This window comes from Pseudomonas sp. B23(2017) (assembly GCF_002113725.1).
Lineage (GTDB): Bacteria > Pseudomonadota > Gammaproteobacteria > Pseudomonadales > Pseudomonadaceae > Aquipseudomonas > Aquipseudomonas putida_Z.
This window is the reverse complement of sequence record NZ_NEJM01000009.1, coordinates 57,057-81,973: the sequence shown is the minus strand read 5'-3', so window position 1 is coordinate 81,973 and position 24,917 is coordinate 57,057. Positions and strand designations below refer to the sequence as shown.

Below are 24,917 nucleotides of genomic sequence, written 5' to 3'. Positions count from 1 at the left end.
CCAGCTGCCCGCACCGAGAACACCCATGACTGACTCGCTGACCCCGACCCAGGTCTTCAAATGCCTCGCCGACGAGAACCGCATTCGGATGATGCTGCTGATCACTCGTGAGGAAGAGCTGTGCGTCTGTGAACTGATCTGCGCCCTGGAAGAAAGCCAACCCAAGGTTTCTCGCCACCTCGCACAACTGCGCACCTGCGGCCTGCTTGAAGACCGCAGGCAGGGCCAATGGGTTTACTACCGCCTTCATCCAGAACTGCCCGCCTGGGTACGCGATGTCCTGGTAACCACGCTGGAAGCCAATCGCGAATGGTTGGGCACCAGCGCCAAACGACTGGACACCATGGGTGACCGCCCTCAGCGCGTCGCTGCCTGCTGCTGACCACTGCCGAGAAAAAGGCATTTCTCGCATTGCCTTTCGAACAACCGGATGCCGCCCGGCTCAAGGCCGAGCTGGCGATCATCGGAACGCTCCGACGTTCAGGGAGAAACACCATGAGCAAAAGCCGGCTTTCATTCCTCGACCGCTACCTGACGGTCTGGATCTTCCTGGCCATGGGCCTGGGGATCGCTCTCGGCAGCCTGTTCCAGGAGTTGCCAGCGTGGCTGCACAGTCTGTCGGTGGGCTCGACGAACATCCCCATCGCAATCGGCCTGATCGTCATGATGTACCCGCCATTGATGAAGGTGAAATACGAGGAGTTGCCACAGGTCTTCAAGGACAAGCGCATCCTCGCCCTGTCGCTGATCCAGAACTGGGTGATCGGCCCGGTGCTGATGTTCGGGCTGGCAGTAGTGTTCCTTTCCGACAAGCCCGAGTACATGACCGGCCTGATACTCATCGGCCTGGCGCGTTGCATCGCCATGGTGCTGGTATGGAACCAGATCGCCGGCGGCAATAACCAGTACGTGGCCGGCCTGGTCGCCTTCAACAGCATTTTCCAGATTCTGTTCTTCAGCGTGTACGCCTGGATCTTCCTGGGCCTGCTGCCGCCACTGTTCGGCCTGGAAGGTAGCGTCATCGAGACCAGCTTCCTCGAAATAGCCCAATCGGTGCTGATCTACCTGGGTATCCCGTTCCTGGCCGGTTTCCTGACCCGCAAGACCCTGATCAGCCGTAAAGGCGCCACCTGGTACCAGAAGCACTTCATTCCGAAAATCAGCCCGCTGACCCTCGTGGCGTTGCTGCTGACCATCGTTGCCATGTTCAGCCTGAAAGGCGACATGGTGCTGCAACTGCCGCTGGACGTGCTGCGCATCGCCATCCCGCTGACCATCTATTTCGTGGTGATGTTCTTCATCAGCTTCTGGATGGGCAAGCTGCTGGAGGCCGACTACCCCCGCACCACTGCGCTGGCCTTCACTGCGGCAAGCAACAATTTCGAACTGGCCATTGCGGTGGCCATCGCCACCTTCGGCCTCGCCTCGCCGGTCGCGTTTGCCACCGTCATCGGGCCCTTGGTGGAAGTGCCGGTACTGATCTCGCTGGTTGGCGTGGCCTGGTGGCTGAAGCGTCGCTGGTTCGATCAGCCATCTGGCGCCTTGTCCCAGGAGTGAAACCATGACCGAACACCCCATTCCCAACATCGACAACGACCTGGTCGATCTGCCGACAGCCGAGAAACTGGCGATCGAGCAGCAGTCCACCCACAAGCCTCGCATCTTGCTGCTGTACGGCTCGACCCGCGAACGCTCCTTCAGCCGCCTGCTGACCGAAGAAGCCGCCCGCCTGCTGGAGCACTTCGGTGCCGAGACGCGAATCTTCAACCCGTCCGGCCTGCCATTGGCGGATGACGCGCCGGATGACCATCCGATGGTCAAGCAGCTGCGCGACCTGGTGCTGTGGTCGGAAGGCATGGTCTGGTGCTCCCCGGAACGTCATGGCGCGATGACTGGTGTGTTCAAGTCGCAGATCGACTGGATTCCCCTGAGCATGGGCGCCGTACGGCCGACCCAGGGCAAGACCCTCGCGGTCATGCAGGTATGCGGCGGTTCGCAGTCGTTCAACGTGGTCAACCAGTTGCGCGTACTTGGCCGCTGGATGCGCATGTTCACCATCCCCAACCAGTCGTCCGTACCCAAGGCCTACCTGGAGTTCGACGAAACGGGCCGCATGAAACCGTCCCCGTACTACGACCGTGTCGTCGATGTCATGGAAGAGCTGGTGAAGTTCACCCTGCTGTTGCGCGACCGCGCCGACTACCTCGTCGACCGCTACTCCGAGCGCAAGGAGTCGGCCGAGGAACTGTCCAGGCGTGTCAATCAACGATCCATCTGAAGTCACAACTCGAGAACAAGACCATGGCAATCAAAGTAGGCATCAATGGGTTTGGTCGTATCGGTCGCCTGGCGCTGCGCGCGTCCTGGGGCTGGCCGGAATTCGAATTCGTCCAGATCAATGACCCGGCCGGCGACGCCGAGACCCACGCCCACCTGATCAACTTCGATTCGGTCCACGGCCGCTGGCAGCGTGAAGCCGAGGCGGAAGGCGATTCGGTGGTGATCGAGGGCAAGCGCATCAAGGTCACCGCGAACAAGAACATCGCGGACACCGACTGGTCGGGCTGTGATCTGGTCATCGAAGCCAGCGGCAAGATGAAGTCGGTAGCCGTGCTCCAGGCCTATCTGGATCAGGGCGTCAAACGTGTGGTCGTCTGCGCTCCAGTAAAGGAGAAAGGCGCGCTGAACGTGGTGATGGGCGTCAACCAGCACCTGTTCGACCCGGCGCAACACCGTATCGTCACCGCCGCTTCCTGCACCACCAATTGCCTGGCCCCGGTGGTCAAGGTAATTCACGAGCACCTGGGCATCCGTCACGGCTCGATCACCACCATCCACGACCTGACCAATACCCAGAGCATCCTCGATACGCCGCACAAGGACCTGCGTCGCGCCCGTGCCTCGGGCATGAGCCTGATCCCGACCACCACGGGTTCGGCTACCGCAATCGCCGAGATCTTCCCCGAGCTGCGCGGCAAGCTGAATGGGCACGCCGTGCGTGTACCGCTGGCCAACGCCTCGCTCACCGACTGCGTGTTCGAGGTGGAACGTGAGACGACGGTTGACGAGGTCAATGCGCTGCTGAAAGCCGCTGCCGAAGGGCCGCTCAAGGACATCCTGGGCTACGAAGAACGCCCTCTGGTGTCCATCGACTACCGCACCGATCCACGGTCTTCGATCATCGACGCGCTGTCCACCATGGTGGTCAATGGCACCCAGGTGAAGATCTACGCCTGGTACGACAACGAGTGGGGCTACGCCAACCGTGCAGCTGAACTGGCACGCTTGGTCGGCGCAGCGGAGTAACCGGCAATCATGAAGGCGTTGTCAGCCCTGCCTGCACAAGTGCGTCAGTACCTGCTGGTTACCGGCAACTACTGGGCCTTCACCCTCACCGACGGTGCGTTGCGCATGTTGGTGGTACTGCACTTCCATACGCTGGGCTACACGCCGCTGCAGATTGCTGCGCTGTTCCTGTTCTATGAGGTGTTCGGCGTGATTACCAACCTGGTGGGCGGCTACCTCGGCGCCCGCCTGGGGCTCAACCGCACCATGAACATCGGCCTGGGCATGCAGGTGCTGGCCTTGCTGATGCTCACGGTGCCGGCAGCCTGGCTGACAGTGCCCTGGGTGATGGCGGCACAGGCGCTGTCCGGCATCGCCAAGGACCTGAACAAGATGAGCGCCAAGAGTTCCATCAAGCTTCTGGTGCCGGATAGCCAGCAAGGCACCCTGTACAAGTGGGTAGCCATTCTCACCGGTTCGAAAAACGCGCTAAAGGGTGTGGGCTTCTTCCTTGGTGGTGCCCTGCTCGCCCTGCTCGGCTTCACCCTGGCGGTGCTGGCCATGGCGGCGGTACTGGCGTTGATCTGGATCGGCAGCCTGATCCTGCTGAAGAAAGACCTGGGCAAGGCCAAGGCCAAACCGAAGTTCCGCGACATGCTGTCCAAGAGCCGGGCCATCAACATTCTCTCGGCCGCACGGCTGTTTCTCTTTGGCGCCCGTGACGTCTGGTTCGTCGTGGCTTTGCCGGTATATCTGAGCACGGCTTTTGGCTGGGACTTCTGGCTGGTCGGCGGCTTCCTGGCTGCATGGATAATCGGCTACGGCATCGTCCAGTCGCTTGCGCCCCACATCACTGGCAAGAAACGCGGCCATGTGCCTGACGGTCGCGCAGCCTTCATCTGGGCGATTGCCCTTGCCGGGCTGCCGGCGCTTATCGCCCTGGGCCTGTCGGCAGGCTGGTCGGCGCAGGTGGTGCTGCTGGGCGGGCTGATGCTGTTCGGCGTGCTGTTCGCCGTGAATTCGTCGCTGCACAGCTACCTGATCGTCAGCTATGCCAAGGAAGACGGGGTATCGCTGGATGTGGGCTTCTATTACATGTCCAACGCGCTAGGGCGGCTGGTCGGTACGCTGCTTTCCGGTTGGGTATTCCAGGCTTATGGGCTGGGAGCCTGCCTGTGGATTTCCACAGCGTTTGTTCTGCTGGCTGCCCTGATTTCTATCGCATTGCCAAGGCATGCTGCCGGGGTGCTCCAGGCTAGCGAAGAGAAAAGGTAAAGGGGTGATCCACAGCTGCCCACAATCGATCCTTGGCTGCCGGTGAGCCGAACAGCAATCTTTGTAGGAGCGGGCGCGCCCGCGAAGAATCAAACGCGAAGACTGGCACCGGCTACGCCGGTGTTCGCGGGCACGCCCGCTCCCACAGAGTGCGCATAGCACTCACGACAGCAGTTTTTTTCGCGTCTGCTCTGGGTCGGTAGCTGTCTTTCGTGACATACGACCTCCATACGGGGTTCACCTCCTGCTCTGTTTCCGGCCCTCCCGCCATGGGCGTACACATCGCCCGTTTCTCGCCTAACCACCTCCGGTAACTGCACGATCGATTCCCCAGGCCTGAGCCATCAGACGTCAACCTGTCTTTGCGCATGGGACAGCGTCGCACACCGTGCTGACGGTGTTCGCCCACAGCATGATGGGCACCGTTCAACCCGCCTACCCTGCCTCCCTGCCAAAGGCGTAATCCTTGAAAACTAACCACCCGATCCCATGGGAGCACTGTACATGCCTATCGACTTCAGGCCCGCTCAAGCCTCGGACGCGCACGATATTGCGCGCTTCTTTCAACTGACATCGGAGGGCATGGCCGATTACATATGGAGCAAGCTTGCCGCTCCTGGAGAAGCATTGCTGAGCGTCGGTGCGTCTCGCTATGCCAGGGAACAAGGCGACTTTTCCTACAAGAACTGCCTGATGGCCACTTTCGAAGGGCGTGTCATCGGCATGATGCATAGCTATGCCTTGCGCGAGACCCCTGACAGGCCTGTCGAGACAGACCCGGTCCTCGCGCCTTATTCCGACATGGAAATACCCGACACCTTGTACATATCCAGCCTGGCCCTGGATGAGGCCTGGCGCAGCCAGGGGCTGGGCGTCCAGTTTCTTCGCCACGCCCAGCAGCGCGCCGAGGAGTCGGGCCTGAATGGGCTATGCCTGATCGATTATGCAGAAAACCACGGTGCACGCCGCTTCTACGAACGTCACGGTTTTCAAATTGTTAAAACCTGCCAGATCGTTCCGCACCCGATGCTGGGCGTAACCGGTGAAGCCTATTTGATGTATCGCCCTAACCAAAACGTGCTCGAGAAAAAGCCATGAACAAGAAACTGACCGTGTTCCGCGAACTGGATATCCAACCGATACGCGACCTTCCCTTTTTTGAAGAGGTGGTGGAAGGCACCCCTCATACGCTGACGTCCAAGTACTATCACGATGAACAGCAAGGTCGCATTTCCGGAGAATGGGAAGCCAGCACCGGAGCGTGGCGCATCGACTACAAGGTTTGGGAGTTCTGCCATGTCCTGAGTGGATGCTGCGTCATCGAGCTTGAGGGTTGCGCCCCCGTCAAACTCGCCGCTGGCGACACGTTCATCATCGAACCGGGCGCCAAGGGCAAATGGACTGTGCTGGAAGACATGAAAAAGAACTTCGTGATCCTCTTGCCCGCAAACTAGGCGCGGCAGGCCACAACAGCCCTCTACCTCATGGCTGCGCTCTCGCGCATGGAACAAAGCCTTTGTGGGAGCGGCCTTGTGTCGCGAAAGGGCCGCAAAGCGGCCCCAAGCAGGTAAAGAAAACAGCGTAACCGCCTCGGCGGGATCAGTCGTCGTGGCGGTGTTTGTTGCGCCAGCCGTAGTGATTGCCACGGTCGTGGCGGTGACGGCGCCAGCCCCGATCATCGTCATCGTCGTCATAATCACGATAGCGATGCCCGCTCTCGTCATCGTATTCCCGGCCCATGTGGTTGCCCAAGGCACCACCCACACCGCCACCGGCTGCTGCGCCGATCATGCTGCCAGTGGTGCCGCCCATCTTGCGACCCACCACGTTACCGCCAGCTGCACCCAGTGCGCCGCCAATGGCCGCCTCGCCACGGCTGTGCTTGTCGGCACCCACCGCACCACCGGCCGCGCCACCCAGGCCGGCGCCGATTGCAGAGCCGGTGCTGCCGCCGATCGACTGGCCGACTACCGAGCCCAATACTCCACCCAATGCGCCACCTATACCTGCTTCGGTATTGCCGCCTGCCGACGCAACGCCGCTCAGCAGGCCAAGTGACAACAAGAGAATCGAGGAGTACTTCATATGTGAAAGCCTCAGAGGGATACGGAGGCGATCCTGAGGCTCTGCACAGGGCCTTACAATGGAAATCCGACGAGTGACACGACTTGGAGAAATTCTCCAAGTTACTGTTTTCCCAACGGAAACTTTAGGGATTTTCGCTGGTCACAGGCTGATTGCGAAAGGCCTTTCCAGTGTCGCGCTGGATGCTACCTGCTGGCCCTGTAGGAGCGGCCTTGTGTCGCGAAAGGGCTGCGAAGCAGCCCCAGCAACTTATGCGTCTGCACCGAAACCCTGGGGCTGCTTCGCAGCCCTTTCGCGACACAAGGCCGCTCCTACACAGCGATAAGTCCTGCCCCGTCAGCTGTGCCTCTACTCCACAAACACTACTTTTCTACCCCAAAGCTTGCGTGACCCAAACCACTGGATCAACAAGGTGAAAAGTGCGCCGAGCAAAGCCAAGGCCATGTCCTTTTGCGCATCCCAAGGGTCTTGCTGGGTCGCGAGAAAGGCTTGTGCCCGGTCATCGCCCAGGTATTGGCCGCCTATCCATTCCAGCAGTTCGTACAGCGCCGATGTCGCAAGCACGAAAGAAACAGCGCACAACGCCAACCAGCCGCCCCGCAAAAGGGCCTGGCGCTGGAGCAGTTCCCTGATCGGCAAGACGAACAGAAGGCCGTAGCTCAGATGCACCAGACGATCGAACTGGTTGCGTTGCCAGCCCATCCAGGCATTCAGAGAGTGATCGGTAAGCGCACGCAGCCAAGCGTCATAGGGAACCTTGGCATAGGTGAAATGCGCGCCTAGCTCATGAATCGCCAGCATCATCACGATTGCCAGGTAGGCATGCCACGAAAAGCGCCAATAGCGGCTGGTTGCAGCCAAGGTGAGCAGGAGTGCCAGCGGCAAAACGTTTTCCAGCCACCAATCTGCACGGTCATGCGGCGCAACCCCCGAAGCAAGCACCATCAACGTGGCCGATGCCAGCAAGCCCGCAACCTGCCTTGGCGTGGCCGACGGGGCAAAGCTTGTTTGCGACGCTGGATTATTGTTCATGGCTTTACGCTCGGCTTGAGCACGGTTGAGCCTGACAGGGCAGCTAAAGTTTCCTCCGGTAGCTGTTTTCAGCTGATGCCATGTCACCCCAACGACTTCGTTACGTTGGCTGGGGCCAGTAGCACTGAAACTTGCCACTGGATGATTCCAGCTGAACTTTACCTCTCCCCTTGGCTTCCCCTGCATAGACCACCCGGACCCGCCTCTGCAGGAGATGAACCAATGAGAGCACTGACATACCACGGAACCCAGGACGTCAGGGTCGACAATGTCCCCGACCCGATCATCCAGGACGAGGACGACATCATCCTCCGGGTCACCGCTACCGCCATCTGCGGCTCCGACCTGCACCTCTACCATGGCAAGATTCCACAGACCGAGCCGGGTGATATCTTCGGCCACGAGTTCATGGGCATCGTCGAAGATACCGGCCGCGGGGTGACCAACCTGCAGGTCGGTGACCGCGTAGTGATTCCCTTCGTGATCGCCTGCGGCAGCTGCTTCTTTTGCCAACTCGACCAGTTTGCCGCTTGCGAAACCACCAACACCGGCCGCGGTGCAATCATCAACAAGAAAGGCATCCCGCCCGGGGCCGCACTGTTCGGCTATAGCCATCTGTATGGCGGCGTGCCCGGCGGCCAGGCGGATTTCGTGCGGGTGCCCAAGGCCAACGTCGGCCCGTTCAAGGTGCCTACCGCCCTGCCGGACGACAAGGTGCTGTTCCTCTCGGATATCCTGCCAACAGCCTGGCAGGCCGTTACCAATGCGCAGGTCGGCCCCGGCTCGACAGTAGCCATCTATGGTGCCGGGCCAGTCGGCCTGCTGAGCGCAGCCTGCGCGCGCATGCTGGGCGCCCAGACCATTTTCATGGTCGACGACAATGACTACCGCCTGGCGTTCGCTCGTGACGCCTACGGTGTGGTGCCGATCAACTTCGAGCAGGATGATGATCCGGCCGACAGCATCATCCGCCTGACCCCAGGCATGCGCGGCGTGGACGCCGTCATCGATGCGGTCGGTTTCGAGGCCAAGGGCAGTACCACCGAAACGGTACTGACCACGCTGAAGATCGAGGGCAGCAGCGGCAAGGCGCTGCGCCAGAGCATCGCCGCGGTGCGCCGGGGCGGCGTGGTCAGCGTGCCTGGAGTCTATGCGGGTTTTATCCACGCCTTCATGTTCGGTGATGCCTTCGACAAGGGCCTGACGTTCAAGATGGGCCAGACCCACGTGCAGAAATTCCTTCCTGAACTGCTCGAACATATCGAGGCCGGGCGCCTGGAGCCGGAACTCATCGTCACCCACCGTCTGGCTCTGGAAGAAGCGGCGTTGGGTTACAAGTTGTTCGACCAGAAGCAGGACGACTGCCGCAAGGTCATCCTCGTGCCGGGCGCTGCCGCCGGTACATTGGGACCTGACCATGCATTCGGGGGGATACAGCGATGATCGAACTGCCCATGACTCATTGAATTAGCAGGGAACCTGTGGGAGCGGCTTTAGCCGCGAACACCGGCGCAGCCAGTGCCATGCACCGCGTTGAATTCTTCGCGGCTAAAGCCGCTCCCACAGGTTACGCGGACCGCTTGCGTTGCGTTTCATCACGAGCTGTTTTCTGCGCAGTGGAATCATGGGGCGTGCCAGTTGACCCATCAGGACGCTGCGCGTCATTGTCCCGTTCCTCTTCACCTTGGGTTCCGCTGCGAGGTGTCTCCGATCCTTTCTTCATTTCCCCTCCTACCCCTTGCTATGTTCAGGCGACGACGGCCCGGTACCGCGTTTGATTCCACGCGGCCCAAGCACGCCCCAGATGGCAAGGCCGACAATGGGCAGCGCCAACAGCAACAGTGCCCACATCGCCTTCGTCACGTCGCTCTTGTCACTGCGGAAAACACTGACGATGGCCCACAGATCGAGCAACACAATAATCGCCGCCACCGCGATCCAGAAATACGTCACAGGCTCGGTCATGATCACTTCTCCTCCGGTTGTTCCGGCGCAGCGCGTGGCCCGCGCTACCACCCTCCTACCCAGAGGAAGCCAGTAAGCGGAATAAAGTTCAGGAAGCTTTCCCCGCCATTGATCGGTGGCACACAAGCAATGAACCAATCCCGCAGGAAACACGTCCACCAAAAAACAACGCACGAGTGACCGGCCATGACGACCGACCCCGTACTCGAGGCCCTTGATTACCTCAAGGCCCACAAGCTGGTACTGACCACCGCAGAATCCTGCACGGCCGGTGCCATGGTTGCGCTGCTGGCAGCAGTGCCGGGGACCGGCGAGGTTCTGGAAAGCGGCTACGTGGTGTACTCGCCAAGTGCCAAGAAACGTCTGCTCGGCGTCAGCCCGCAGACTATCGAGCGCTACGGCCTGACCAGCGAGGCGGTAGCCTGGGAGATGGCGCTCGGCGCTTTGAAAGACAGCGACGCCACAGTCGCCATCGCCAGCACGGGTGTTGCCGGGCCGGAGCCGCAGGGTGCCATCGCCCCGGGCACGGTGTGCTTTGCCTGGGCCTTTGCCGGCGAGCCCTTGGCCGTGTTCACTCGCAGCCAGCGCTTTTTTGGCGAGCGCGCGGAGGTAATCCGCCAAGGCGCGCTCTACGGGTTGTCGCACCTTGCCCATTACCACCAACGCTGGCTGCGCGGTGAGCGCGCCTGAGGGCTACGTGAGGGGCTACGAGAGGGGCTACGAGCATGGACGAAGACGAGCTGGCTTCAAGGCACCACCCCGTCGAAGAAGACATGCGAATGCAGCAGCGGGTCTGGCGTTTCGAACGGGTGGGATGGTACGCGCTGGTGCTGGTCGTGCTGCTGGGCCTGGCCGGGTTGTTCGGCAACGGTCCGCTCAGTGACGCCCAGGTCATGAGTGAGGACGGCCGGGTGCATGTGGAGTATCAGCGCCTCAGCCGCAGCGGCACCACCGACAACCTGCGCATCACGGTTCGCGGTACTGCCGGGGAGCCTGTGATGTTGTTGCTCGGGGGGACCCTGCTACGCGAAGCCAGCATCGAAACGCTGCAGCCAGAGCCGCAAGTGTCGCGTTCCCATGGCAGGTCGCTTCTGCTCCAGCTCGGCACCAGCAAGGAGGGTATCGCCACCCTTTACCTGACCCTGCGCAGCGAATACGTCGGTACTCTCGAAGGTGTTGTCAGCGCGGGCCCGGACAGCACAGTGCATTTCTCGACCTTTCTTTACCCGTAGGAGCGCGACATGGACTCCATTCTCCGTGCGACAGGCATGTACATCGCGCTGATGCTGCTGTTTCGCGTGGCTGGCAGGCGCTCGCTGGCAGACTTGACCACCTTCGACTTCGTCCTGCTGCTGATCATCGGCGAAGCAACCCAGCAGGCATTGCTCGGCGAGGACTTCTCGTTCACCAACGCCATGCTGGTGATCGCCACACTGATCGTCCTGGATGTCGGCCTTTCGCTGGCCAAGCTCAACTCCAGGCGCCTGGCCCGGCTGGTCGACGGCCACGCGACACTGGTCGTGGATCATGGGCGCTTTCTCCACCACCGAATGCGGCGGGCGCGGCTGACCGAAGACGACATTCTCGAATCGGCGCGGGACAGCCAGGGCATCGAAAGCGTCGGGCAGATCAAGTTCGCCATCGTCGAGCGCAACGGCAAGATCTCGATCATCCCGCAGGAGTGACCCTGCCGGGCCGGTGCAACCTGCGTGGTTCCTTGTGGGTGCAGCCTTTCGCGAAACCAGTACGTTGATCATCCGCTTTGAACCTTGGCGCGCGGGCCCTACTCCATCGAAGGCAATCGTGATTTTTCCAGCCCCTAAGAGGTGTTGCATGAACGCTATCGATTTGTTGATCCAGGACCATGAGCTGGTGAAGAAGCTGCTGGAGGAGTTGTCCTCCACCACTGAGCGCGCAGTGAAGAAGCGCGCCGAGTTGCTCGAACGCATCAAGCAGGAAGTAAGCATCCACACCGCCCTGGAAGAAGAGCTCCTGTACCCGGCCATCAAGCAGGCCGGCGGCAAGGAAGAAGCGAAGATGTATTACGAAGCCAAGGAAGAGCACCGCACCGTCGACTCGCTGGTGTTGCCGGACCTGCTGCAAACCGAGACCGGTACCGTCGAGTTCGCCGGGCGGGTCAAGGTGATGAAGGAACTGTTGGAACACCATATCGAGGAGGAAGAAAGCGAGCTGTTCCCGACCGCCCGCAAGCTGCTGGGCAAGCAGGAACTGGATGAGCTCGGCCAGGCCATGGAAGCGCAGAAGAAACTGCTCAAGGGCGAACAGCGTGCCGCGTGATGGAGGCCTGGATCGACTTTCTTGAATGGCCCGCCATGGTCCTGACGGTACTTGCCGCCTGGTGCATCGGCTCACGGCGCCCAGGCCGGCGCAAGCTGGGTTTCTGCTGCTTCATTGCCAGCAACGTGCTGTGGGCCGCCTGGGGGTGGCAGGCGCAAGCCTGGGCGCTGATCCTCCTCCAGGGCTGCCTGTGCGCCATGAACCTGCGAGGCTGGAAGAAAAACACTGCCGTGGAGTCGGGTTGAAAGCCCGGTTCCATGCCTGAAAGCCCAACGGCGAGGAGCCAGACCATGATCGAACCCAACTCACCCGACCCGTACGTGGACGAAGTACCCCACAACCCAGGCGAGCCTGTGCCTGAACAGGAACAGGAGCAGGAAGCGCCCGACTGGCCCGAAGGCCAGGTGCCGCCAGAGGAGCAGTCCGACGGCTGAGGCTCACCTGACGAGTGGCGTTGCCTGCTTCGCCGGCAATGCCGCTCCCCCAGTCACCCAATCCTGCGCAAGGAGGCAAGTGTCTCATGAGTGATCGCATCATCGCCTTGTTCACCGATACCACACTGTTCGGAGTTTCCGTTCTCAATTTGTTGCTGGCACTGACGGTAGCGCTGCTGACATTCCTCGTGGCGCGGGCGGCCATCAGTTTCATGCTGCATCGGGTCAGGCGCTGGTCCGAGCGTGACGGCGCGCTCAGCCAAGTGCTGGCCAAGGTGCTCGCCGGGACCAGCAATTTTCTGCTGTTCCTTGCCTCGCTGCTGGTGGGCCTGAGCATGCTCGACCTGCCCGAGCGCTGGCTGACCCGCGTCGGTAGCCTGTGGTTCGTGGTCGCGGCGTTGCAGATCGGGCTGTGGGCCAACCGCGCCATCGGCCTGGGCCTGAGTCGCTACTTCGCCCGGCATCGCACCGACGGTTTGAACCAGGGTAGCGCGCTGGCCACGCTGTCGGCATGGGGCGCGCGGGTGCTGTTGTGGTCAGTGGTGCTGCTGGCAATGCTGTCCAACCTGGGCGTGAACATCACCGCCTTCGTCGCCAGCCTGGGGGTAGGCGGTATCGCCGTTGCACTGGCGGTGCAGAACATCCTCGGCGACCTGTTCGCCTCGCTATCCATCGCCGTCGACAAACCGTTCGAAGTGGGCGACTTCATCGTCATCGGCCCGCTGGCCGGCACGGTGGAGCACGTGGGGCTGAAGACCACACGCATCCGCAGCCTGGGCGGCGAGCAGATCGTCATGGCCAACGCCAGCATGATCAGCAGCACCATCCAGAACTACAAGCGCCTGCAGGAACGACGGATCGTGTTCGAGTTCGGCCTGTCCTACGACACGCCAACCGAGGCCGTGAAGAAAGCACCCGCCATTGTCGAGGAAGCGATCAAGGCACAGCAGCAGGTGCGCTTCGACCGTGCCCACCTGCGCGGCTTCGGCAAGGAGGCGCTGGAATTCGAGTGCGTGTATATCGTCAAGGACCCCGGCTACAACCTGTACATGGACATCCAGCAAGCGATCAATTTCCACCTGCTCGAGCGCTTCTCGAAGGTGGGTGCAAAATTCGCCGTACCGATACGCGCGATCAAGGTCACGGCCTTGCCAGAGGAATCGAAGCGCGGGCCTCAAAGTATTCACGTGGGGTAAACCGCCCCCGTGCATGTCGGCGCTCCAAGCATTCCGTCGCTTTCACGGCACGGCCGTGAGTGATGCAGGCCGAACAGAAGGTGACCAACCCGCAACGGAGTATCGCCATGAAGATCATGAAGCCTCATTCGTTACTGCTCGCGCTGTACCTGGGGGTCAGCGCACCTGTGGTGCTGGCAGCCACCGACCTGAACGATCAGCGTGCTCCTGGCACGCAGCCGCATGACAGTGGGCACATGAACGGCCAAGGCGGAGCGACCGGCTCCGGCACGCCTGCGGATGCCATGGGGTCGGGCTCTGGCGGCACCGATAGCAATGATACTGACAATACCGGTGGCGATGGCACTACCGACCGATCGGGTAGTGACAGCAATGGATCGGAACGCGGCAACGGGACCGGAGTCTCCGGTGGTTCGGGCTCCAGCGGTAGTTCCGGTAGTTGAAGGTTCGCTCGAACTGCCCTACGGCCGACGACGCGTGCTCAGCTCGATCCAGACTGGTGCATGGTCGCTGGCCTTGGGTTCGTTACGCACCCAGGCATCGACACCAGCCCGCTTCAGGTAAGGCGCGAGCTCGGGGTTGAGCAGCAGGTGGTCGATACGCAACCCGGCGTTGCGGGCCCAGTGGTTGCGGAAATAATCCCAAAAGGTATAGATGCGTTCGTCCGGATACAGATGACGAATGGCATCGACCCAGCCTTGATTCAGCAGTTTCTGGTAGCACGCACGTGATTCAGGCTGCAGCAGCGCGTCCTTCATCCAGGAGCGCGTGTTGTAGATATCCATGTCGGTAGGCACCACATTGAAATCACCCGCCAGCACCGCGGGATGACCACTGTCATGCAGCCCTTTCACATGGGCGATCAGGCTTTCGAACCAGCGGAGCTTGTAATCGAATTTCGGCCCCGGTTGCGGGTTGCCGTTCGGCAGATACAGGCATGCCACCAGCACGCCCTGCACCGCTGCCTCGAGGTAGCGGCTCTGGTTGTCGTCCTCCATGCCAGGCAGGCCACGACGTACTTCCAGTGGTTCGCTGCCCCGCGCCAGAATGGCCACGCCATTCCACGAAGGCTGCCCTTGGTAGAGGCAACCATAACCCGCCGCTTCGAGCGCCTGGCGAGGAAACTGCTGATCCGCCGCCTTGAGTTCCTGCAGGCAGGCGATGTCGGGCTTTTCCCGCTCCAGCCAAGCCAGCAGTGCCGGCAGCCGGCTACGAATGCCGTTGATGTTGAACGTGGCAATCTTCAGCGCTTTCATGCGTCGGGGTCGCTGACGTGGGCCTGCACGGCATCTTCCAGAGCACGCACATGGGCGTCATCGGCCAATGCCTTTAGTGCCAGCCAGTCGTCCCAATCGATGGCGCCATCGTCACGCAAAGCCTCGGCGGTGCGCAGCAGTTCATGGTGGTAGGCATCCGGCGACTCACGGCGGTAACTGATGTCGTCGTACTGGGCGTACCAGGCCTCGAGCTCAGGGATGCTGCGTTCAATGCTCATAAGGGAGCCCTCACGATGTCCTTTGCATTAAGAGCCTCAACCATGCAGCGACGTTCAAATCCGACGCTGATCGCTACGTTCAATGATCAAGCGGATCGATATCCTGGATCACTGAGCATCGTTTTTCATTGAATCACCGCGCCGTCACCATTAGCTCCACAAGCAACATCTGGAGCGGGTACATGGCCTCCCCCATTTTCAACTCAATGAGACAAGGCGCTGATGCAGCGGACCTTGGCGATAGCGTTTCCATCGTTTCTTGCGCGGCCATCGACACCCTGGGGCTTGCACCATGAACTGCGGCCCATTCTGGGTGATCGTTTTCTTCGTGCTCATCAACAACGGCTGCTCGCTGCTGGGCTTCGGTGAAGGCTCGGTGGGAGGTGTGGCGCGGAGTATCGAGTCGCGAACGGAAATCACCATCGCCACCACGCTGCAACGAGCGCAAAAAACCAATGCAGGCGGCCTGCCGCCTGACGATGGGCAACTGCTACCGGCGATATTTCTATTGGTTCGCGCCTGAGCCGTCAGCGGATGGGGAGAACAGCACATAACTCATTGAATCAACGGGGACTCTGTGGGAGCGGCTTTAGCCGCGAACACCGGCGCAGCCGGTGCCATGCACCGCGTTGGATTCTTCGCGGCTAAAGCCGCTCCCACAGGGTACGCGTACTGCTTGCGGATTCAGCTCTCTACGCGACAGCGCAGCCCAAAGGACTGGGCGATCTCCCACAGAACTGCACGGGACCTTGTGGGAGCGGGCGCGCCCGCGAAGAGGCCAGATCAGGCGACACATCACTTCGGGCCTTTACCAACCGCCAGTCGAACCGCCCAGACGCTGCGCATGAAACGAGCTCGCCGCGAACCAGGTTTCCCGGTTCGCGGCGTAATTGAAGCGTTACTCAGGCAATCAGGTAGGAATGCCAGCCAGTCGCCAGACAGGCGCCGGAACCGGTTCGGCCTGGCTGCGGTTGCGTGCCCACTGGGTCAGGGCAGCCATCATGGCAAAGCCGAGCAGGATCAGTACCGGATAAGCCAGCAGCAACTCGGTCAGCGAGTATTTCCAGGCCAGTGGCCGGCCAACGCCCAGCATCGCCGCATACAACCAGGACACACCCGACAGTGCGCCGGAGAACAGTGCGAACATCCGCACGCCAAAATTAAGGTCCAGCAAGTTGCCCGCTTTGAGCAGGGCAGGCAATACATAACGATGCAACAGCATGCCATTGAAGGTCAGCAACATGACAATAATGACCTTCGCTTGAAGTTTCGGATTGGCAAAATAGTTCATACCTTTATCAAGGTAGTCAATTCCAATCACTGCGGCGCCCGTGAGCCACAAGAATATCAGGGCATTGGCCACGGACTTCTGCAAGCTCGTCATATGCTTACTGTCATGCCCGGCCTCTTTATGGCCTTTCAACAAGTTCCTGACCATCTCGGCGTCACTGGCGAATACCAGGCCGATGGCAATGCAACAGGCCAGTAAATGAACGTAAATCACCGACAACCGCACCAGCTCCATGGATTCTTTCTGCCCGAACAGGCTAATAATTGTATTAATCTCCACGACGTTTTCTCCACGTAATGCGTTAGCGCTAGATGACCTTGCAATAGGCGTGCGAACGATTTAATCGCAGCGGCAAAGCCAAATTCGAATCGTTAAATGAAAAAGCAGATCATTATTCAATACACACGGTGGCTCACCCGAAGAGCCTCGGTTGGGCATGGCATTGCTCCACTATTCAGGAAAAAAAAAGCCCCATGAGCATCCCTGCGATGCCGATGAGGTTGAACGTCCATAAGTTCTGGGGGAAAGGCGCGAGGTGCAATCACATTGAAGGCACCTGCTGGCAAATAGGAGTCAGCGTCGCCCAAATCGTTCATTTCTCGAGCAAAACGACCGACAGGCGGTACACTAAATCAAGTTAGTTAGTTTGCTAAGTTGTTGTAATTTGACCGAGTGGAAAGTTTTATCGACAACTGGATCCAAACTTCGCAAGTGACTTTGAATGCTCTATTCCGCAGTTTCGCAGATCTCGTTTTGCAGGTGGCCGTGGCTGAAGTGCCATCAGTCAGGCCAAGACCAGACCCATTCCGATCGCTTCGCGCGGCCAGCAGCCCGTCTGTCGCCTTCAGCCTGCCAACACCCTCAAATTTGTCCTGGGTGATGGCAGGCAGCGCAAATACCCTCAATGACTGCCCAATGCCGCAGACGCCACGCGCCCCGGCACCTCCTCATCGATCTGCGCCATGCTCAACCGCGATGTCTCGCGCAGCATGAGCGAGCACACCGCGACCAGTACCAGTGCCCCCGCACCATACAGCGCCACGCCCAACGGGTCATGGTTGGTGAGGATCAGGATTGCCGTGGCGATGCTCGATGCGGTGCCGCCGCCCAGCGCGGCGCCAATCTGGTAGCTGGCCGAGATACCCGAGTAGCGCATGCTGCGCGGGAACTGCTCGCCGAGGAAGGCCGGGATAGGCCCTTGGGTCGCGCCCATTAGCAGGCCGGTCAGGCTGTAAGCGCACAAGGCGATGGCGAAGCTCTTCATGCCCACCAGGGAAAAGAACACGAACAGCCCCACGGCCATTGCCACTGCGCCAAAGCACATCACCGTGCGCCGCCCCAAACGGTCCGACAGGTAGCCGAACAACGGCGCAGACAGCACGATGGCGACCGACATCGCCAGGTCGAACATCAACGCCTCGGTGCTGCCAAAGCCCACCTGTGTGGCGTAAGTCAGGAAGAAGGTGCTGCCGATGTAGGCGATGGTGCAGTAACCGAAGGCGATCCCGGTGCACAGCAACAGCTGCCGCGGACGTTGGCGCAGGGCCGCGGCCAACGGTGCATGTTCAGGTTTGGTCACGGGCGTGGTGGCCGCTGCCGGCGCCTTCAGGCGCGCGTACAGGCCGATCAGCACCAAGCTGCCGCCCAGCCAGAACGGGATGCGCCAGGCGAAATCGACCAGGTTGTCGTCAAAGGCCGCGCTGACGATGGCGAACACCCCAGCCCCGAGGATGCCACCCACGCCAATCCCCATGCTTGTGAAGCTACCCCACAGCCCGCGCCGCCCCGGTGGCGCAGACTCGATGCCGAACAGCGCGGCACCACCCCACTCCCCGCCAGCAGCAAAGCCCTGGACCAGGCGCAGCAGCACCAGCAGGATCGGCGCGGCCACACCGACGCTGGCATGGCCGGGCAGGCAGCCGATGAGGAAGGTGCTCATGCCCATCAGCAGCAAGGTGGCAACCAGTACCTTCTGCCGGCCGATGCGGTCACCGAAGTGGCCGAACACCAGGCCACCCAACGGTCGGGCAAGAAAGCCCGCACCGAAAGCGCTGAAGGCCACCAACGTGGCTGTCAGGTGGTCCATCTGCGGGAAGAACACCTGGGGAAACACCAGTGCGGCGGCGGTGCCGTAGATGATGAAGTCATAGAATTCCAGCGCCGTCCCCAGTCCGGAGACGCAGAAGGTTCGCAAGGCGGAACGGGATGACGCAGGGCGGGAATGTTGCGCATGCATTGTTGTTGTTCTCGTTCAGCGACGCCGCCTTGAGCTGGCGGCACCGGGTTGGCTCAGAAAGTGTCGAAGCCGGCTTTGGCAAGTTGCACAGGCGTACCGGCCACGTACTGCAGGGCACAGCGTTCGGTGTCGATGCCGACGCTGAGCAAGGTTTCCCAGCGCTCGGTATCGGGCATGGCCATGTCCGGGTGGAAGCAGATCGGCGCCCTGTCGCCCTCGGCGCCGCACATGGCCTCGGCCCGGGCACGCAGGTCAGCGCTGGCCATCTGGCCGACCACCTGCTCGAGGTGGCCCAGGCGGCATTGGGTATCGGCACGGTCGACGACCTGCTCGCCCAGGCTCAGCTCTGGGTCGAGGAAGTGATTGGTGTGCAGCAGCCAGCCGTCTTCCCGTGGCAGGACCAAGGCGGTGCGCGCGGGGCTCAATTCGATGCTGGCCGCGCGCGGGCTGCGGTCCTGGCGGGAGAACACTGTCAGCACGGTGGAGGCACTGACCCGCGCCGAACGGGCAAGCTCGATGGCCTCCTCGACACTGCTGGCCTCCTCCAGCAGACGCCGGGCGATGGCGTGCACCGGCACACCACCACTGTCGTTGTCACTGGTGTGGTGGAGGATATTGAAGTGCAGGCCGAGGCCCGCGCTGTTCACACCAAGCTTGGCGAGCATGCCGAACTCGCAGAACAGCTTGACGTTCATGCCGCGCTCGGTGTGCAGCGCCAGCATCAGACCATGGGGGCACAGGCTGTCATGCCAATCCCAGGTCTGCAGGGTCTGCGGCGCACGTGCGCCACGGGGTGCATGCACGGTGGTGGAGCATTCGCTGTGGCGGGTTCGGGCCGCCAGTACTTCAGTGCGGGCGTTCAGGCTCGCCAGCTGCCACAGCGGCAGCTCGGCACCGCTGGCCATGCCGACCACTTCAGCGGCCAGGCCCGGGCTCCAGGCTTCCAGGGCTGCCAAGCTGTTTTCGCCGATGCGCTGCGCCTCACTCAAGGGCACGCCAACCCGCGGGAAAAAGCCCAGGTACAGTGCGGTGGTGGTACGGATCTGCTCGGCGAAGCGCGCACCTATCTGGTGGCCACGCTCGAGGGGGTTGCGGATGTCGCTGACATGGGTGTGGATCTTCAAGGCGGGGAACTCCTGGTACAGGCCGCGGTGGTCAGGCAAGCACCGCTAGCCTAACGAGGCGTCCCCCAATCGATCATCGCCACAACCCGCACAACTTTTGTGCCCCGATGGAAAAACTCAGCCCCGTGCCAGCGCCTGCGCGCCCTGCCCGTGCAGGTGCACATGCAGCAAGGCAATGAACGCCTGCACCTTGCGGGTATTGCGCCGGTGCGGCAGGTAAAGCACGTGCACCCAGGGGCCGAACGCGCTCAGCGCCCGCCAGTAGCCGGGCATCACCTCCACCAGCTGCCCGTTGGCCAGGTAGGGGGCGGCACACCAGGTGGGTACGAACTGCAAGCCCTGCCCATCGAGCAGGCAGGCCAGCAGGAAGTCGAAGTTATCGCTCACCAGTCGAGGGGTGGGCTGACGCACACGCAGCGTCTGGCCGCCGTGTTCGATCCACCAGAAGCTGCGGTTGAGCAGCGGGTGGCGCAACAGCAGCCAGTCGTGTTGGGCATAGTTCTCCAGAGTGATCGCCTCGCCGTGTCGGGCCAGGTAGGCAGGGCTGGCGCAAAGGATCACGCGGTTCTCGATCAGCGGCTGGGCGATCAGCTCCGGCTGGTCGGTGGGGCCGTCGCGCAGCGACAGGTCGTAGCCGCCATCGATCAGGTCTTCGTTGGCATCGTTGAGGTTGACCTCCAGGCGCACCTGCGGGTGCTCGCGCATGAAGCGGCAACACACCTGGTTGAGAAACGCGGGGCCGAACGACGGTGGCGCGGTAATGCGCAGGGTACCGCGCAGCGCGTGCTGCAACTGCTCCACTTCCTCGGTCACCCGTTGCAGGTGCATCAACGCCTGGCGCGCGCCTTCCAGGTACAAGGTACCGGCCTCGGTCAGCGCCATGCGCCGGGTGGTGCGTTCGAACAGGCGCACGCCCAGTTCGCTCTCCAGGTGCGCAACAGCCTTGGTGATGGCAGACGGCGTCTTGCCCAGCTGCTCGGCCGCACGGCTGAAGCTGCCGTGTTCGGCGGCAGCGACGAAGATGGTCAGGGCCATCATCTTGTCCATGGTTTCTTCCTGTTCGGCACAAACGGTGGGAGTGATGCGAGGGTGGCGAGTATCTGCCCCTCCTATCAAACCCGCAAATGCCGGCGATTTGAATAGGCACGGCAAGGTCCGCTGCTTGCAGCCTGGCAAATACGGGCTCGGGATTCTTTCCTCATCACGAAAAAAGTTGTGCCTGCCCTCGCCTTTATCCGCCCTGGCCCCCCTGGCTAGGCTGCGGCGCCATCACGACAACAACGAGGCACAGCATGAAGCAGCTCCTGAAGATGGCAATCAGCGCCGGCCTGGCCTGCACCTGCATGCCGGGTTTCGCGGCAGTGGACCTGATCCTGCACAACGCCAAGGTCTACACCGCCGAGCCCGGCCAGCCCTTGCAGCAGGCCGTGGCTGTCGAGGGCGAGAAAATCGTCGCGGTAGGTTCAGATCAGGCCGTGCTACGCCTTAGGGCCGAAGGCACCCGGGTCATCGACCTGGGTGGCAAGGTGCTGATGCCGGGCATGCTCGATGCCCACTCGCATGCCATAAAGGGTGGCCTGCAACTGGTGCTGGCCGACCTCGCCGGCGAGCAGGTTGCCCTGGACGAACTGGAACGGCGCCTGCGCCAGTGGCGCAGCGACGGCAAGGCCGTGCGCGGCGAGTTCCTTGTCGTCGGTGGTGTACCGGGCACCTACTGGAATGACATTCCGGCGCTGGAACAGCGCTTCAACCACGGCGAATGGGCCGAGCAACCGATCCTGTTCGCCGCCAACGACATGCACACCGGCTGGGCCAACCAGGCCATGCTCAAGCGCGCCGCAATCGATGCCGACACCATCGCTGCCCTGCCTGCCGAGGCACGCAACACCATCGGCCAACACCCGGACGGAACCCCAAACGGTTTCCTCGCCGATGCCAGCTACTACCCGGTGACCGACCTGCTGCCCGCGCTGCCCCACGCCACCCTGCTGAGCGCCGGGCGCATGGCCCTTGACCATTACAAGCAGCTGGGCGTCACCGGCTGGATGGACCCGCTGGCCAACGAGCTGCCGGGGGCCGATGTGAACAACCATTCGCTGGGCGTGCTGCCGGTGTACAAGGACCTCTCCGCGCGCGGCGAGCTGACCGCCCACGTCGCCGCCCTGCTGATGGCCGATTCCAGGGCACGCCCTGCCGACCTGGACGAACTGGACAAGGTACGCCGGCAATTTCTCGGCGTGCACAACCTCACCCTGCCAGGCATCAAGGTGTTTGCCGACGGCGTTGCCGAAGCGCCAGCGCAAACGGCGGCGATGCTCGAGCCCTACAGCAACTCTGGCAAGCACGGCGAACTGCTGCTGGACCCGAAGCACTTTGGCGAGCTGGTCAGTGCCGCCGACGCCCGTGGCTGGCTGGTGCACGTGCATGCCATCGGCGACCGCGCCGTGCGCGAGGCGCTCAACGGCATCGAGCAGGCACGGCGTGATCGCCACAGCGGCATCCCCCATTCCATCACCCACTTGCAGATGGTCAACCCCACGGAATACGCCCGTTTCAAGCAGCTTGACGTGATTGCAGCAATGCAGCTGTACTGGGCCAGCGCCGACCAATCGAACATGGAGCTGGTCAAGCCGTACGTGAACGCCATGGCCTTCATGCACACCTTCCCGGCCCGTTCGCTGCTCAAGCATGGCGCCACCCTTGCCGGCGCCAGCGACTGGCCGATCACCACACCGGACCCTTGGCAGGCGATCTACCAGGCCATCAGCCGCAAGGGGCCCAAAGGTGTGCTCAACGCTGCTGAAGCCATCGACCGCCAGGTGATGTTCCAGGCCTATACACTCAACGCCGCCCGCACCATGCGCCTGGAGCAGCAGATCGGTTCGCTCAAGGTCGGCAAGCAAGCCGACATGATCGTGCTTGACCGCGACGTGCTCGACGTCGATGCCGAAACGCTGCGCGATACCCAAGTGCTGCAGACCTGGTTTGCCGGGAAGCTGATCTACGCGCGCTGACCTGCGGGCCTCATCGACGCGGTCTATCAGCTCATCCATTCCATCGATTTGACCGCGTCAAATTGCCTCATGTAGCTTGCCGCCCTCTTCGCCGCTGGCCCAAAGGTGCGCGTTACACCTTTGCGCCAGCTGCGCAGCCTACCCCGTACTGATCAAGCCCCACCACGGCGTGCCTGCCAGTTGCGTCGCCGTCACTGTGTTCGAGTTTGCAAAATGTCCGTCAACAGCCCCACCCGTATCACCGAGCTCGTCATCGAGAGCGGCGTCAAAAAAGCCCATCTATCCACCCATGCGACACTGGTCCTGGGGTTTCTCGCAGGTGCATTCATTTCGCTGGGGTTTCTCCTGGCTATCCACGTCAGCACTATGATCCCGATACAGTGGGCCTCGTTCGGCACACTGCTGGGCGCCGCGGTATTTCCCATCGGCCTGATCCTGGTGATCCTGGCCGGTGGCGAACTGCTCACCGGCAACATGATGAGCCTGCCCTTGGCGATGTTCGCCCGGCGTATCGGCCCAGGCGCCGTGGCGCGCAACTGGCTGCTGGTGACCGTCGCCAACCTGTTGGGTGCACTGTTCGTTGCCGGGTGCTTCGGGCACCTGCTGGGCCTGACCGAGGGGGCCTACCTGAACAAGATGTTGGCGGCTGCGACCAGCAAGACCAACGCCGACTTCCTCCACGCCTTCGTGTCCGGAATCGGCTGCAACTGGCTGGTGTGCCTGGCAGTGTGGCTGTCGTATGCCAGCCGTGAAATGAGCGGCAAGATTCTCGGCATCTGGTTCCCGATCATGGCGTTCGTCGCCATCGGTTTCCAGCACGTGGTTGCCAACATGTTCCTGATTCCCGCAGCGATCTTTGCCGGCTACCTGAGCTGGGGGCAGTTGGTGGAGAACCTGGTGGCCGTGTTCCTGGGGAATGCGGTGGGTGGGGCGATCTTCGTGGGGTTGGCGTACTACGTGTCCTACGGTGTGCCTTCGCAGGAAGCGTGCGAGGTGCAGTGAGGCATTGCGCAACCGCGGTGTCTGGCACCGGCTTGGCCGGTGTTCGCGGCTGAAGCCGCTCCCACAGGTACAGCGCAAGCCTTGCGCCAGGCGCGGTTCTGCAAGCTGCGCGTATCGCCTACCGTTGCTGACGCAGTCGGGCTGTAGCCTAATGCCGGTCGTTTAGGCAATTGGGGCCGCTTTGCGGCCCTTCGCGGGCTTGCCCGCTCCCACAGGTTTTCATTCGGGCGTACCAGTGCCGATCTAGAAGGGCAACAGGTAGCGCAACGTCAGCTGATTGCCCTCGGATCGGTTCCTTGCACCTTGCTCTACATAGAAGTTGGCGTAGAACGCCTGCTTGCCTCTGGTGTACATCACGCCAGGCCCCAGGGCCAGCACGCGCTCCTTGGACGCTGACTGCCGGTGGCCGTCGATCCGGTCGGCCGATATCTGCTCCAGGTGATAACCGGCAAGGCCCACCCGCCAGGCATCGGAGATTGTGTAAGACACCGAGAAGTTGCTGTGCACCGCCTCGCCGGGCTGGATGTCGTCGGCCTGCAATCGCCTGGCAGGGTCTTCGTTGCGGCTCGACCAGGCGTAATGAAGGCGCCCACTGACCTCGAGCCGGTCGGTCAGCTCCCAGGTAAAGGCGTAATGCGGGCTGACCACCCAAACGTTGCTGCCGACGTTGATGCTGGCATCACGGTCGTAATCCCCGGTGGGCGCGGTGATTACCAGGTTCAAACGCTGCCAGTACGGGCGCCCGAACAGTTGCACCGGCGCCCATTGCAGGAGCAACGGGCTGAAGATCAGGTCGCCCTGGCGCGTGCGTGAACCGTCCGGGCCGTTGTCGATATCGACTTCCAGGTGCACCAGCGGCAACAGCACTTCCATACCGTAGTTGGCGCCCAGCAGCTTGTGCTCGGTGATGTAGGCCAGGTGCGGCAGCACCGTGGTGCTGTGCACTTTCTGACGCCCCGGCACCGCACTGCCGTGGCTGTCCGTGGCGTCCTGGGCGCGATAGTGCTGGATCGGCAGTTCGAACAGCATGCCTGGCCGTACGACCCCATCCAGGAAGCTGGTGTTGCCCAGCGGCAACGGCGGCAGGCTGACAGCATCGGCCACGACTTCTGCGCTGCCCAGTGTCGTCGCCAGCGACAACAGTGCAGCGGACTTTCTATAAGGCCTCATCCAAATCTCCTGTGG

At 61.8% G+C, this 24,917-nt stretch carries 29 protein-coding genes; 19 read left to right on the top strand and 10 right to left on the bottom strand.

The genetic code is table 11. The features are described 5' to 3' along the window. Positions 1–25 precede the first annotated feature (25 nt). The 7 genes from CAG46_RS16020 to CAG46_RS15990 all read left to right on the top strand — a co-directional run bounded on the left by CAG46_RS16020 (position 26) and on the right by CAG46_RS15990 (position 6,014). Positions 26–382: a metalloregulator ArsR/SmtB family transcription factor gene (locus CAG46_RS16020; RefSeq protein ID WP_085616175.1), complete on the top strand. Its 357-nt coding sequence runs from the start codon at positions 26–28 to the stop codon at positions 380–382. Positions 383–495: 113 nt separating this feature from the next. Next, on the top strand, positions 496–1,557 hold the full coding sequence (arsB, locus tag CAG46_RS16015) for an ACR3 family arsenite efflux transporter (RefSeq protein ID WP_085616173.1): 1,062 nt from the start codon (positions 496–498) through the stop codon (positions 1,555–1,557). A 4-nt stretch (positions 1,558–1,561) separates the two neighbouring features. After that, positions 1,562–2,278, top strand: coding sequence for an arsenical resistance protein ArsH (gene arsH, locus CAG46_RS16010; RefSeq protein WP_085588137.1), 717 nt, complete (start codon positions 1,562–1,564; stop codon positions 2,276–2,278). Positions 2,279–2,301: 23 nt separating this feature from the next. Next, positions 2,302–3,306: an ArsJ-associated glyceraldehyde-3-phosphate dehydrogenase gene (locus tag CAG46_RS16005; RefSeq protein ID WP_085616171.1), complete on the top strand. Its 1,005-nt coding sequence runs from the start codon at positions 2,302–2,304 to the stop codon at positions 3,304–3,306. A gap of 9 nt (positions 3,307–3,315) precedes the next feature. Then, a complete protein-coding gene (gene arsJ, locus CAG46_RS16000) occupies positions 3,316–4,560 on the top strand; it encodes an organoarsenical effux MFS transporter ArsJ (protein ID WP_085616169.1) in 1,245 nt (414 codons plus the stop codon). 504 nt (positions 4,561–5,064) lie between these two features. Then, the gene (locus CAG46_RS15995; protein WP_178080707.1) at positions 5,065–5,658 is read left to right on the top strand and encodes a GNAT family N-acetyltransferase; all 594 of its coding nucleotides are present in this window, start codon (positions 5,065–5,067) and stop codon (positions 5,656–5,658) included. Next, a complete protein-coding gene (locus CAG46_RS15990) occupies positions 5,655–6,014 on the top strand; it encodes a cupin domain-containing protein (RefSeq protein WP_085588129.1) in 360 nt (119 codons plus the stop codon). Before CAG46_RS15995 ends, CAG46_RS15990 begins: the two co-directional genes overlap by 4 nt. Positions 6,015–6,159: 145 nt before the next feature. Here the strand turns inward: CAG46_RS15990 and CAG46_RS15985 are convergent, their stop codons facing one another. Continuing rightward, on the bottom strand, positions 6,160–6,645 hold the full coding sequence (locus CAG46_RS15985) for a glycine zipper domain-containing protein (protein WP_025339507.1): 486 nt from the start codon (positions 6,643–6,645) through the stop codon (positions 6,160–6,162). A gap of 348 nt (positions 6,646–6,993) precedes the next feature. Next, positions 6,994–7,815 carry a DUF2238 domain-containing protein gene (locus tag CAG46_RS15975; RefSeq protein ID WP_256575094.1) on the bottom strand — a complete coding sequence of 274 codons (822 nt, stop codon included), beginning with the start codon at positions 7,813–7,815 and terminating at the stop codon, positions 6,994–6,996. Between the two features lie 84 nt (positions 7,816–7,899). Here CAG46_RS15975 and CAG46_RS15970 point away from each other — a divergent pair, with 84 nt between their 5' ends. After that, on the top strand, positions 7,900–9,120 hold the full coding sequence (locus CAG46_RS15970) for a zinc-dependent alcohol dehydrogenase (RefSeq protein WP_075045504.1): 1,221 nt from the start codon (positions 7,900–7,902) through the stop codon (positions 9,118–9,120). A gap of 288 nt (positions 9,121–9,408) precedes the next feature. On the opposite strand, the gene CAG46_RS15965 is transcribed toward CAG46_RS15970, so the two are convergent. Next, the gene (locus CAG46_RS15965; RefSeq protein WP_004376302.1) at positions 9,409–9,642 is read right to left on the bottom strand and encodes a PLDc N-terminal domain-containing protein; all 234 of its coding nucleotides are present in this window, start codon (positions 9,640–9,642) and stop codon (positions 9,409–9,411) included. Positions 9,643–9,828: 186 nt separating this feature from the next. Here CAG46_RS15965 and CAG46_RS15960 point away from each other — a divergent pair, with 186 nt between their 5' ends. The 8 genes from CAG46_RS15960 (at position 9,829) to CAG46_RS15930 (ending at position 14,013) form a co-directional block, all read left to right on the top strand. Next, the gene (locus tag CAG46_RS15960) at positions 9,829–10,332 is read left to right on the top strand and encodes a CinA family protein (RefSeq protein ID WP_075045505.1); all 504 of its coding nucleotides are present in this window, start codon (positions 9,829–9,831) and stop codon (positions 10,330–10,332) included. 35 nt (positions 10,333–10,367) lie between these two features. Further along, positions 10,368–10,874 (top strand): hypothetical protein, encoded by a 507-nt coding sequence (locus CAG46_RS15955; protein WP_075045506.1) that lies wholly within the window; start codon positions 10,368–10,370, stop codon positions 10,872–10,874. 9 nt (positions 10,875–10,883) lie between these two features. Beyond that, positions 10,884–11,327: a DUF421 domain-containing protein gene (locus tag CAG46_RS15950; RefSeq protein WP_025339511.1), complete on the top strand. Its 444-nt coding sequence runs from the start codon at positions 10,884–10,886 to the stop codon at positions 11,325–11,327. A gap of 148 nt (positions 11,328–11,475) precedes the next feature. After that, a complete protein-coding gene (locus CAG46_RS15945; protein WP_025339512.1) occupies positions 11,476–11,940 on the top strand; it encodes a hemerythrin domain-containing protein in 465 nt (154 codons plus the stop codon). Continuing rightward, on the top strand, positions 11,940–12,185 hold the full coding sequence (locus CAG46_RS15940) for a hypothetical protein (RefSeq protein ID WP_025339513.1): 246 nt from the start codon (positions 11,940–11,942) through the stop codon (positions 12,183–12,185). Before CAG46_RS15945 ends, CAG46_RS15940 begins: the two co-directional genes overlap by 1 nt. Positions 12,186–12,230: 45 nt before the next feature. Beyond that, positions 12,231–12,374 carry a hypothetical protein gene (locus CAG46_RS28765; RefSeq protein ID WP_158090797.1) on the top strand — a complete coding sequence of 48 codons (144 nt, stop codon included), beginning with the start codon at positions 12,231–12,233 and terminating at the stop codon, positions 12,372–12,374. Positions 12,375–12,460: 86 nt separating this feature from the next. After that, on the top strand, positions 12,461–13,570 hold the full coding sequence (locus CAG46_RS15935) for a mechanosensitive ion channel family protein (RefSeq protein WP_085616163.1): 1,110 nt from the start codon (positions 12,461–12,463) through the stop codon (positions 13,568–13,570). 107 nt (positions 13,571–13,677) lie between these two features. Continuing rightward, entirely contained in the window at positions 13,678–14,013 is a 336-nt protein-coding gene (locus CAG46_RS15930; RefSeq protein ID WP_178080706.1) for a hypothetical protein, read from the top strand. A gap of 18 nt (positions 14,014–14,031) precedes the next feature. Here the strand turns inward: CAG46_RS15930 and xth are convergent, their stop codons facing one another. After that, a complete protein-coding gene (gene xth / locus CAG46_RS15925; RefSeq protein ID WP_025339516.1) occupies positions 14,032–14,826 on the bottom strand; it encodes an exodeoxyribonuclease III in 795 nt (264 codons plus the stop codon). Further along, entirely contained in the window at positions 14,823–15,065 is a 243-nt protein-coding gene (locus tag CAG46_RS15920; RefSeq protein ID WP_003257678.1) for a hypothetical protein, read from the bottom strand. The genes xth and CAG46_RS15920 overlap by 4 nt, the downstream gene beginning before the upstream one ends. 292 nt (positions 15,066–15,357) lie before the next feature. On the opposite strand from CAG46_RS15920, the gene CAG46_RS15915 reads away from it, so the two are divergent. Beyond that, complete coding sequence (locus CAG46_RS15915; protein WP_003257675.1) at positions 15,358–15,588, top strand: hypothetical protein; 231 nt, start codon at positions 15,358–15,360, stop codon at positions 15,586–15,588. A gap of 387 nt (positions 15,589–15,975) precedes the next feature. On the opposite strand, the gene CAG46_RS15910 is transcribed toward CAG46_RS15915, so the two are convergent. The 4 genes from CAG46_RS15910 to CAG46_RS15895 all read right to left on the bottom strand — a co-directional run bounded on the left by CAG46_RS15910 (position 15,976) and on the right by CAG46_RS15895 (position 20,763). Continuing rightward, on the bottom strand, positions 15,976–16,590 hold the full coding sequence (locus CAG46_RS15910; RefSeq protein ID WP_085588354.1) for a hypothetical protein: 615 nt from the start codon (positions 16,588–16,590) through the stop codon (positions 15,976–15,978). 667 nt (positions 16,591–17,257) lie between these two features. Further along, positions 17,258–18,592 carry an MFS transporter gene (locus CAG46_RS15905; RefSeq protein WP_085616159.1) on the bottom strand — a complete coding sequence of 445 codons (1,335 nt, stop codon included), beginning with the start codon at positions 18,590–18,592 and terminating at the stop codon, positions 17,258–17,260. Between the two features lie 53 nt (positions 18,593–18,645). After that, entirely contained in the window at positions 18,646–19,716 is a 1,071-nt protein-coding gene (locus tag CAG46_RS15900; protein ID WP_085616156.1) for a C45 family peptidase, read from the bottom strand. 117 nt (positions 19,717–19,833) lie between these two features. After that, positions 19,834–20,763 carry a LysR family transcriptional regulator gene (locus tag CAG46_RS15895; RefSeq protein WP_085616154.1) on the bottom strand — a complete coding sequence of 310 codons (930 nt, stop codon included), beginning with the start codon at positions 20,761–20,763 and terminating at the stop codon, positions 19,834–19,836. Between the two features lie 245 nt (positions 20,764–21,008). Between CAG46_RS15895 and CAG46_RS15890 the strand changes: the two genes are divergently transcribed. Continuing rightward, positions 21,009–22,730 carry an amidohydrolase gene (locus CAG46_RS15890; RefSeq protein ID WP_085616151.1) on the top strand — a complete coding sequence of 574 codons (1,722 nt, stop codon included), beginning with the start codon at positions 21,009–21,011 and terminating at the stop codon, positions 22,728–22,730. Positions 22,731–22,943: 213 nt separating this feature from the next. Then, positions 22,944–23,732, top strand: a complete 789-nt coding sequence (locus tag CAG46_RS15885) for a formate/nitrite transporter family protein (protein WP_085616149.1) — start codon at positions 22,944–22,946, stop codon at positions 23,730–23,732. A 243-nt stretch (positions 23,733–23,975) separates the two neighbouring features. Here the strand turns inward: CAG46_RS15885 and CAG46_RS15880 are convergent, their stop codons facing one another. Beyond that, positions 23,976–24,902, bottom strand: a complete 927-nt coding sequence (locus tag CAG46_RS15880) for a transporter (RefSeq protein WP_085616147.1) — start codon at positions 24,900–24,902, stop codon at positions 23,976–23,978. Positions 24,903–24,917: the final 15 nt, after the last annotated feature.

Bases quoted from the DNA above. Each gene is read 5' to 3' on its own strand.
- CAG46_RS15910 (WP_085588354.1), bottom strand. From the start codon at position 16,590: ATGGAGCTGGTGCGGTTGTCGGTGATTTACGTTCATTTACTGGCCTGT.
- CAG46_RS15880 (WP_085616147.1), bottom strand. From the start codon at position 24,902: ATGAGGCCTTATAGAAAGTCCGCTGCACTGTTGTCGCTGGCGACGACA.
- CAG46_RS15985 (WP_025339507.1), bottom strand. From the start codon at position 6,645: ATGAAGTACTCCTCGATTCTCTTGTTGTCACTTGGCCTGCTGAGCGGC.
- CAG46_RS15940 (WP_025339513.1), top strand. From the start codon at position 11,940: ATGGAGGCCTGGATCGACTTTCTTGAATGGCCCGCCATGGTCCTGACG.
- CAG46_RS16020 (WP_085616175.1), top strand. From the start codon at position 26: ATGACTGACTCGCTGACCCCGACCCAGGTCTTCAAATGCCTCGCCGAC.
- xth (WP_025339516.1), bottom strand. From the start codon at position 14,826: ATGAAAGCGCTGAAGATTGCCACGTTCAACATCAACGGCATTCGTAGC.
- CAG46_RS15990 (WP_085588129.1), top strand. From the start codon at position 5,655: ATGAACAAGAAACTGACCGTGTTCCGCGAACTGGATATCCAACCGATA.
- CAG46_RS15970 (WP_075045504.1), top strand. From the start codon at position 7,900: ATGAGAGCACTGACATACCACGGAACCCAGGACGTCAGGGTCGACAAT.
- arsH (WP_085588137.1), top strand. From the start codon at position 1,562: ATGACCGAACACCCCATTCCCAACATCGACAACGACCTGGTCGATCTG.
- CAG46_RS15890 (WP_085616151.1), top strand. From the start codon at position 21,009: ATGAAGCAGCTCCTGAAGATGGCAATCAGCGCCGGCCTGGCCTGCACC.
- CAG46_RS15915 (WP_003257675.1), top strand. From the start codon at position 15,358: ATGAACTGCGGCCCATTCTGGGTGATCGTTTTCTTCGTGCTCATCAAC.
- CAG46_RS15945 (WP_025339512.1), top strand. From the start codon at position 11,476: ATGAACGCTATCGATTTGTTGATCCAGGACCATGAGCTGGTGAAGAAG.
- CAG46_RS15995 (WP_178080707.1), top strand. From the start codon at position 5,065: ATGCCTATCGACTTCAGGCCCGCTCAAGCCTCGGACGCGCACGATATT.
- CAG46_RS15950 (WP_025339511.1), top strand. From the start codon at position 10,884: ATGGACTCCATTCTCCGTGCGACAGGCATGTACATCGCGCTGATGCTG.
- CAG46_RS15930 (WP_178080706.1), top strand. From the start codon at position 13,678: ATGAAGATCATGAAGCCTCATTCGTTACTGCTCGCGCTGTACCTGGGG.
- CAG46_RS15895 (WP_085616154.1), bottom strand. From the start codon at position 20,763: ATGGACAAGATGATGGCCCTGACCATCTTCGTCGCTGCCGCCGAACAC.
- arsB (WP_085616173.1), top strand. From the start codon at position 496: ATGAGCAAAAGCCGGCTTTCATTCCTCGACCGCTACCTGACGGTCTGG.
- arsJ (WP_085616169.1), top strand. From the start codon at position 3,316: ATGAAGGCGTTGTCAGCCCTGCCTGCACAAGTGCGTCAGTACCTGCTG.
- CAG46_RS15960 (WP_075045505.1), top strand. From the start codon at position 9,829: ATGACGACCGACCCCGTACTCGAGGCCCTTGATTACCTCAAGGCCCAC.
- CAG46_RS15885 (WP_085616149.1), top strand. From the start codon at position 22,944: ATGTCCGTCAACAGCCCCACCCGTATCACCGAGCTCGTCATCGAGAGC.
- CAG46_RS15955 (WP_075045506.1), top strand. From the start codon at position 10,368: ATGGACGAAGACGAGCTGGCTTCAAGGCACCACCCCGTCGAAGAAGAC.
- CAG46_RS15905 (WP_085616159.1), bottom strand. From the start codon at position 18,592: ATGCATGCGCAACATTCCCGCCCTGCGTCATCCCGTTCCGCCTTGCGA.
- CAG46_RS15920 (WP_003257678.1), bottom strand. From the start codon at position 15,065: ATGAGCATTGAACGCAGCATCCCTGAGCTCGAGGCCTGGTACGCCCAG.
- CAG46_RS28765 (WP_158090797.1), top strand. From the start codon at position 12,231: ATGATCGAACCCAACTCACCCGACCCGTACGTGGACGAAGTACCCCAC.
- CAG46_RS15965 (WP_004376302.1), bottom strand. From the start codon at position 9,642: ATGACCGAGCCTGTGACGTATTTCTGGATCGCGGTGGCGGCGATTATT.
- CAG46_RS16005 (WP_085616171.1), top strand. From the start codon at position 2,302: ATGGCAATCAAAGTAGGCATCAATGGGTTTGGTCGTATCGGTCGCCTG.
- CAG46_RS15935 (WP_085616163.1), top strand. From the start codon at position 12,461: ATGAGTGATCGCATCATCGCCTTGTTCACCGATACCACACTGTTCGGA.